The following is an 8,518-nucleotide window of genomic DNA, read 5'->3' on the forward strand; positions in this document are numbered from 1 at the left end:
CCCGGAACGCGTCCAGTCCGCGTTCCAGGTCCGCGATCAGGTCCGCCGGATCCTCCAGGCCGATCTGCAACCGCACCAGCGGCCCGGCGAAGTCGGGCGTCGTGGCGGTGCGATAGCGCGCCGGGTCGACCGGGATCGCCAGGCTCTCGAACCCGCCCCAGCTGTAGCCGATGCCGAAATGGTGGAGCGTGTCGATCAACGCGGCGCGCGCCGCCTCGTCGCCGCCGTCCAGCACGAACGCGAACAGGCCCGAACTGCCGCGGAAATCGCGCTGCCATAACGCATGGCCCGGATGCGAGGGCAGGGCGGGATGCAGCACCTGCGCCACCTCGGCGCGGCCTTCCAGCCAGCGTGCGATCTCCAGCGCGCTCGCCTCGTGCTGCTTCAATCGCACCGCCATGGTGCGCAGGCCACGGCTCCCCAGCCACGCGTCGTCGGGGCCGACCACCTGCCCCAGCGCGAAGCTGGTATCGCGCAGCTTCGCGAACCGGCCCGGCGCCGCGGTGACGGACCCCAGCATGACGTCGGAATGGCCGACGACATACTTCGTACAGGCCAGCATCGCATAATCGACACCATGCGCGATGGCGGGAAACAGCAGGGGCGTGGCCCAGGTGTTGTCCAGGATCGTGGCGACCCCGCGCGCCTTCGCCGCCGCGACGATGGCGGGCACGTCCTGAACCTCGAACGTCAGGCTGCCGGGGCTTTCCATGAACACCGCGCGTGTCCGATCGCCGATCAGGTCCGCGATGCCCGCGCCGATCGTCGGATCGTAGAATCGCGTCGTGATCCCCATCCGCTTCAGCAGCCCTGTCGCCATCGCGCGCGTGGGATCGTAGGCCGAATCGACCAGCAGCAGTTCGTCGCCCGGCGACAGCAACGTCAGCAGGACCGCCGCAATCGCCGCGACGCCCGACGGGTAGAGGAACGTCGCCTCCGCCCCCGGCTCCAGTTCGGTCAGCGCGTCGGCGAGGCTCCATTGCGTCGGCGTGCCGCGGCGGCCGTAGAACAGGCGGTGGTGCGTGTCCTTGCCCGCCGCCGCGCGCAGATGCGCGACGTCGTCGTACAGGATCGTGGAGGCGCGCCAGACCGGCGTATTGACGACGCCCGCGGTCCATTCCGGGCGGCGGCCCGCAGCGACGACCGCAGTGTCCGGCTTCGGATCGTCGCTCATGCCGGGCCGACGGCCTTGGGGGTCGCCGGGTCGCTACCCCATTCGGTCCAGCTGCCGTCGTAGAGCGCGGCCTCGCGCCCCAGCAGGTGCGCACCGAACGCCAGCACGCTGGCGGTGATGCCCGACCCACACGTCATCGCCATCGGGCGGTCGAGGTCGACGCCCGCTTCCGCGAAGGCGGCGGCCAGGTCGTCGCCGCGCTTCCATGTGCCGTCATCGTTGAACAGCCGGGTATAGGGCAGGTTGCGCGATCCGGGGATGTGGCCGGGCGCCACGTCGGGCCGCGGATCGGCCTCCGCGCCCGTGAAGCGCGCGGACGAGCGGGCATCGACGATCTGTTCCGTGCCGTTCGCCTGCGCAGCCAGCATCGCGGCCTTGTCGCGGATCAGGACCCCGGCGTCGCGCGGCGTCGCGTGGCGCGGGGAGGGCGTTTCCTCGCCCGTCGCGAGCGGCTGTCCCGCCGCGCGCCATGCCGCGAGGCCGCCGTCGAGGATCGCGACGCCGGTGAAGCCGAAACTGCGCAGCATCACCCATGCGCGCGCCGCGGTACGATGCGCGGCGTCGTCGTACAGGACGATGCGCGTACCGTCGCCCAGTCCCAACTTCGCCATCCGGCTGCCGAACTGCGCGGGCGACGGCAGTGTCGAGGGCAGCGGGGCGGCGGGATCGGCGAAGGCGGCCAGATCCATGAACACCGCGCCGGGAATATGGCCGGCGGCGAATTCGGCACGCGCGTCGCGCGGCGGTTCGCCGGCGAAATTGGCGTGCAGGGTGGCATCCGCGATGCGCAGGTCGCGCGCGCCCGCTTCGGTCGCGAGCCATCGGGTGGAGACGAGGGGAGGCATGGCGCCGTGCATAGCGGCAGTTTGGTCGCGCGTCATGCCGGTGCTACCCGGACGCGGGATGGCGCGGTTGCGCGTCTGCGCACGCCGCCCTACCTCGCGCTTCATGACACCCCTGTACCTCGGTCAGAACAGCGCGCTTCCCGCCTCCCCCGAGGCCGCGATCCTCGATTACGTGCCGAACCCGCGGCCGGGCAGCCCGTATCTCGTGCGCTTCACGCAGCCCGAATTCACGTCGCTGTGCCCCGTCACCGGACAGCCCGACTTCGCGCATCTCGTCATCGATTACGTGCCCGATGCCACCATCGTCGAATCGAAGTCGCTGAAGCTGTTCCTCGGGGCGTTCCGCAATCACCAGGCGTTTCACGAGGATTGCACGGTCGGGATCGGCGCCCGCCTGTTCCGCGAAATGGCGCCGATATGGCTGCGGATCGGCGGCTATTGGTATCCGCGCGGGGGAATGCCGATCGACGTGTTCTGGCAATCGGGCGCGCCGCCCGTGAATGTATGGCTGCCCGATCAGGGCGTTGCGTCCTATCGTGGGCGCGGCTGATCGAAATCAGTCGCTTTGGGTAGTGTTGCGGTGCAACATGACCGCAACCTTTCGTCACGCAGGAGGTTGTTTCCCTTGCAGCGGGTCGTCTGGCGATTTGCGCTGCACCAGCGAAGGATAGGGAATGGACGGAGCGGTCATGACGGACGGCGTCACGCGGATTGCGCTGCTGGGTAATTTCCTGCCGCGCAAATGCGGGATCGCCACGTTCACGACCGATACCTACACCGCGTTGCGCCACCGCTTTCCCGACGTCGCGATCGACGTCTACGCCATGGACGACCACGTCGGGCGGTACGATTACCCCGATGCCGTCGTCGGCACGGTGCCGCAGAACGACCTGTCCGCCTATATCGAGACGGGTCGCACGATCGCGGACAGCGGCGCGCAGGCGCTGTGGGTCCAGCATGAGTATGGCATCTACGGCGGAGAGGCGGGCGCCCACGTTTTGGCGCTGATCGATCGCGCGGGCCTGCCGCTGATCGTCACGCTCCATACCGTCCTCGAAAAGCCGAGCGCGCAGGAGCGGTCGGTGCTCGAAAGCCTGCTCCGCCGCGCGGCGAAGGTGATCGTGATGGCGGAGCGTGGTCGCGAAATCCTAACCCGCATATACGGCGCCCCACCACGCCTCGTGTCTGTCATCCCCCACGGTGTCCCCGATCGCGATTTCGCCGATCCCGACACCTTCAAGGCGCGTTTCGGATGGAAGGGGAAAAGGGTGATCCTGACGTTCGGCCTGCTGGCGCCGGGCAAGGGGATCGAAACGATCATCACCGCCATGCCGACGGTCGTCGCGCGGCATCCGGATGCGGTCTACGTCGTGCTGGGCGCCACCCACCCCAACCTCGTGGCACATGAGGGCGAGAAGTACCGCGACGGGTTGAAGGCGCAGGCGCGCGAACTGGGTGTCGGCGCGAACGTCGCCTTCATCGACGCGTTCGTCGAGCATAACGACCTGATCGACTATCTTCAGGCGGCGGATATCTACGCCACGCCGTACCTGAACCCCGCGCAGATCACGAGCGGGACGCTCAGCTACGCGGTCGGCGTGGGCAAGGCGGTGGTTTCCACCCCGTATGTCCATGCTACCGAAATTCTCGCCGACGGGCACGGCGTGCTCGTGGACTTCCGCGATGCGGAAGCCTTCGCACGCGAGATCAACGATCTGCTCGGCAGCGAGCGGAACATCACCCGCCTCTCGGAACGCGCCTACGCCCGTGGTCGCACGATGATCTGGCCGCGCGTCGTGGAGCAGGCAATGGAAGAGATCGTCGCAGCCGTGGAGGCGAAACCGCGGAGGTTGCCCAGTCAACCGATCGCAACCCGCATCCTTCCGCCCGATATCGCGGCGGTAGAGCGGATGAGCGATGCGACGGGGATGTTGCAGCACGCGATCTATTCCGTGCCGGATCGGCGTCACGGTTATTGCATCGACGACAATGCCCGCGCCCTGATGCTGATGACGGCGGTGCCGGACCTCGACCCCGAAGTCCGTGACAGGTGGACGACGATCTACGCCTCCTTCGTGCAATATGCCTGGAATCCGGACAAGCGTCGCTTCCGCAATTTCATGAACTTCGACCGTACGTGGTGCGAGGACGAGGGATCGGAGGATTCCAACGGCCGCACGATCTGGGCCCTGGGCGTGGTCGCGCGCGACGCGCATGAGGCGAAGCACCGCGCCTGGGCGACCGCGATGTTCGACGCGACCGCCAGCCTGTCGCTCGACCTCGGGTCGCCGCGGGCGCAATCGTTCGCGATGCTGGGTGCCGCCGCGATGGTGCAGGCATCGCCGGGCCACCGCCTGTCGCTGGAAATCCTGAAACGCTTTCCCGACCAGCATCTTGCGCTGCTCGACGCGGCGCGGCGTCCTGAGTGGGGCTGGTTCGAAATCGTCCTGGCCTACGACAATGCGCGCCTTCCCGAGGCGCTGCTGCGCGCCGGAAAGGCGTTGGGCCGCGCCGATTTGATCGCCTGCGGCGTATCGACGCTGGAATGGATCATGACCAAGCAGACCGCGCCGGAGGGGCATTTCCGCGCCGTCGGGTCGGAAAGCTTCGGCCGCGCCTATGCCGAGCCGCTGCCGTTCGACCAGCAGCCGCTGGAGGCGGTCGCGACCGTTGACGCCTGCGCCGCCGCCTACGACGCCACCGGCGACCTGCGCTGGGTGGACGAGGCGAACCGCGCCTATCAATGGTTTCTCGGCGCCAACGATCTCGACCTGCCCCTGGCGACGCAGGCGGACGGCGGGTGTTTCGATGGTCTGATGCCGGGCGGGCTCAATCGAAACCAGGGCGCGGAGTCGATATTGGCACTGCAAATGGCCTCCTGCGCGATTTCTGGGCTTTCGCAGCGCGTGGGAAACGTGGCAGGCACTGACGGGCGCCGTCGCCTGGGGTGATATCCCCGGGCCACGCGTGTCTTGGACGAACGAGCGCGGGGCGGCCTTTCTTGGAACTGTTCAATCATCAGCTTCGGCTGCACGCGGATCCGTCGCGCGTCGTCGTGCGCCCGTTCCACATCGGCTGGGTATCGCACGGCAGCAGCGGGATCAGCCGGTCCGAACGCCTCATCAACGAGGTGATGGAGATGACGCGCGAGCAGGCGCGCAGCCAGTTGCAGCTCGTCCTGAAGGATTTCGAGGCGCGCCACTGGCAGACCCGGCGCGTGTTCATGACCCGTTACGACGAGATCGCGGCGGCGAACGGCCTCGACGGCAGCGTTATCGACGACGAAAAGCGGCAGCTGATCGGCGCGTATTTCTGCCACGAATACAGCTACGCCGCGGCCGCTTTGATGAACCCCAGCGCGGTGCCGCACTTCGACCAGTCGGGGATGCCCGACGGGTCGCAGCGCATCCTGATGTCGCTACGCGCGGTCGGGGAGGGGCATATCTCTTCCGTCGCCTTCCGCGAAGGCATCATCACCTCGGACAACGAGTTGAAGCTGGCCCCGGAGCCGCCGTTCGCCACCGCCACCAACGCCGTGGGAACGAACGAGGATACTGCGCCCGTCGGGCCGGTCACGGTCTACCGCCATCGCGACAGTACCCTGTCGGGCACGGTCATCTTCCCGATCACGCAGGCGCAGTCGAAGGGGCTGGAGGACCTGCGACTTGTCCAGTTCCGCCACGACGACGGCGAGATGGAATGGCTGGGCACGTACACCGCGTACAACGGCGATACGATCCAGTCGGAACTGCTGCGGACGAAGGACTTCCGCGCGTTCGACCTGGTGCCCATGACGGGCAGCGCGGCGCGCAACAAGGGTATCGCGCTGTTCCCGCGCATGATCGATGGGCAGTATATGTCGATCGGTCGACAGGACGGGGAGACGCTGTACCTGCTGAAGAGCGACAGTCTGGATCATTGGGACGAGGGGACGCAGATCCTGGCGCCCGAATTCCCCTGGGAGTTCGTGCAGATCGGCAATTGCGGCCCGCCGATCGAGATCGACGAGGGCTGGCTGCTGCTGACCCACGGCGTCGGCGCGATGCGCAAATATTCGATCGGCGCGGCGTTGCTGGACAAGAAGGACCCGACGAAGGTCCTGGGCCGAACGCGGGAGCCGATCCTGGCGGCGGCGGATCAGGACCGCGAGGGCTATGTCCCCAACGTGGTCTACACGTGCGGCGCGATGCGGCATGGGGACCACCTGTTCATGCCCTACGGCATCGCCGACAGCTCGGTCGGTTTCGCGTTTGTGGAGATCGCGGAGTTGTTACGGGCGATGTAGTCCTCGTCATTGCGAGCGCAGCGAAGCAATCTAGGGCGGCTTGCGAGACACTGGATTGCTTCGCTACGCTCGCAATGAAGGATTACTAGGTCGCCGCCACCCGCCGCGTCCGTGCGTAGAGCCACCACGCGATCGCGGCATAGATGATCGGCCCCGCGACCAGCGCGGGCGTCGCGAACGCCTCGCCGACGAGCGCCAGCGGCGCGTCGCTGCCGGTTTCGTACACGATGCCTGCGAAGACGACGTTCCACAGGCTTTCCCCGACGATCATGCCCGTCGCGGTAAGCACGCCCAGCCGGCTCGCGCTTTCCGGATCGCGCGTGCCCGCGGCCCAACGGTCGTAGAAATGACCGACGATCGTGCCCGCGACGACGGTCAGCGTCGCCCCCATCGGCAGATAGATGCCCAGTCCGATGCCCAGTGGGGGCAGCCGCATCCTGCCCGCGCGGCCCAGCGACTCGTCCACCACGATCGCGACCATCCCGACCGCGGCGCCCCAGCCGATCATCGTCCAGTTCAGGTCGCCGCCCAGCACGCCTTGCGCCAGTGCGGAGATCAAGGCGGCCTGCGGTGCGGGCAACGCGTTCGGCCCCGCGCCCGGCATGCCCGCGAATCCGAACGACACGTACAGCAATTGCAGGACGGGGGGCACGACGACCGCGCCGAAGCAGACGCCGATGACCAGCGCGACCTGCTGCTTCCATGGGGTCGCGCCGACCAGTTGCCCGGTCTTCAGGTCCTGTAGGTTGTCGTTGGAGATCGTCGCGATCCCGAACACGATGCCGGTCACGATCAATGCATAGGCGACCAGCGCCTGCGTCTCCGCCACGCCCCCGCCACGCCCGAACCAGCCGACCAGCATCAGCGACGCGGCGATGACCGCCAGGATGCCGATCCCCGAAACCGGCGAGTTGGAGGCGCCGATCAGGCCCGCCATATAGCCGCAGACCGCCGCGATCACGAGGCCGATGCACAGGATGAACAGCAGGCTGGACACGATCAGCAGCCATTCGCTGCCCGCCAACGGCCCGCCCGCGACGGTTTCGTGGAGCAGGAAGGCGATGGGGATAAGGACCGCCAGGCTGACCCCCGCGACGATGCCGAACGGCAGGTCGCGTTCCTCCAGCGCCGTGTCCGCGTCCCGCACCCCGCGCGACGCGGCGAGCGACGCGCGCAGTCCGCGCGCTACCGGTCCTGCGATCGTCACCAAGGTCCAGATCGCGGCGACGCCGATCACGCCCGCGCCGAAGAAGCGGACGTCGTTGCGGAACACCGTCGTCGCCCATGTCGCGACGTCGCCCGCCTGCGGCCCAGCGGCGGTCAGGATCGGCAGCACGATCCACCAGCCGATCGCGATGCCCGCGAGGATCGCCATGCCCGCCGAAAGGCCGATCAGGTGTCCGGCGCCGAGCAGGGCGAAGGACAGGCCGCCGACGATGCCCGTGGCGCCCGCACCGACGCGGAAGAAGGTCGCCGCCTCCGCCACCACCAGCTTCGTCTGGGTCAGCAATGCGAAACCCGCGGACGCCGCGGTACTGGCCAGGATGGCGGCAAGGCCCTTCGCGCTGTCCGCGCCGCCGCTGCGGCTCTCCTCCCCGATCTTCAGGACCTCCGCCGCGGCGCGCCCCTCCGGATAGGGCAAGGTGTCGTCGACGACGAGCGCGCGGCGCAGCGGGACGGAGAACATCACGCCCAGGATGCCGCCCAACGCCGTGATCGCGGCGGTCGTCAGGAAGGGGAAGCCCTGCCAGTAACCGATCATCACCAGGCCGGGCAGGACGAAGATGATCGCGGCCAGCGTCCCCGCGGCCGACGCGACGGTCTGCACGATGTTGTTTTCGAGAATCGATGAATCGCGGAACGCGCGCAGGACCGCCATCGATATCACCGCGGCGGGAATCGACGTGGCGAAGGTCAGCCCGATCTTCAGGCCGAGATAGACGTTCGCGGCGGTGAAGACGAGCGTGATAAGCCCGCCGAGCAGGATGCCGCGGAGCGTCAGTTCGAGGGGTCGGGCAGTCATGCCGCGGATCATGTCACGCGCGCCGCATCGGCGATAGGGTGCCGTAACACATGAGCGATGCCGGCGGGGGTCGGCTTCTCTTGCGCCGCCCCCGCCCCGTCGCTGCCGGTCCGACCGGCGCATCCCACTCCGCGCACGTCTTTTTCTCGTTGCACGGTCCGGTTAGCCGAACACCGACGCAAAAAAAAGGG

Annotated in this window: 6 protein-coding genes; 3 read left to right on the forward strand and 3 right to left on the reverse strand. The window is 68.0% G+C overall.

Annotated elements, in window-relative coordinates; translation table 11 throughout:
* On the reverse strand, positions 1-1,174 hold a 1,174-nt coding region (gene metC / locus ASG29_RS10185), incomplete at its 3' end, for a cystathionine beta-lyase (protein WP_055983402.1).
* Positions 1,171-2,019 carry a sulfurtransferase gene (locus ASG29_RS10190; protein WP_055985416.1) on the reverse strand — a complete coding sequence of 283 codons (849 nt, stop codon included), beginning with the start codon at positions 2,017-2,019 and terminating at the stop codon, positions 1,171-1,173. The genes ASG29_RS10190 and metC, both read right to left, overlap by 4 nt.
* A 103-nt stretch (positions 2,020-2,122) precedes the next feature.
* Here ASG29_RS10190 and queF point away from each other — a divergent pair, with 103 nt between their 5' ends.
* The 3 genes from queF (at position 2,123) to ASG29_RS10205 (ending at position 6,304) form a co-directional block, all read left to right on the forward strand.
* The gene (gene queF / locus ASG29_RS10195; protein ID WP_055985419.1) at positions 2,123-2,569 is read left to right on the forward strand and encodes a preQ(1) synthase; all 447 of its coding nucleotides are present in this window, start codon (positions 2,123-2,125) and stop codon (positions 2,567-2,569) included.
* A 124-nt stretch (positions 2,570-2,693) separates the two neighbouring features.
* Entirely contained in the window at positions 2,694-4,970 is a 2,277-nt protein-coding gene (locus ASG29_RS10200; RefSeq protein WP_055983405.1) for a glycosyltransferase family 4 protein, read from the forward strand.
* Positions 4,971-5,020: 50 nt separating this feature from the next.
* Positions 5,021-6,304, forward strand: coding sequence for a glycoside hydrolase family 130 protein (locus ASG29_RS10205; protein ID WP_055983407.1), 1,284 nt, complete (start codon positions 5,021-5,023; stop codon positions 6,302-6,304).
* Positions 6,305-6,389: 85 nt separating this feature from the next.
* Here the strand turns inward: ASG29_RS10205 and ASG29_RS10210 are convergent, their stop codons facing one another.
* Positions 6,390-8,327 carry an OPT family oligopeptide transporter gene (locus ASG29_RS10210; protein ID WP_156457974.1) on the reverse strand — a complete coding sequence of 646 codons (1,938 nt, stop codon included), beginning with the start codon at positions 8,325-8,327 and terminating at the stop codon, positions 6,390-6,392.
* Positions 8,328-8,518: the final 191 nt, after the last annotated feature.

It is taken from the genome of Sphingomonas sp. Leaf412 (genome assembly GCF_001425405.1).
In the GTDB taxonomy this organism is placed as follows: Bacteria; Pseudomonadota; Alphaproteobacteria; order Sphingomonadales; family Sphingomonadaceae; genus Sphingomonas.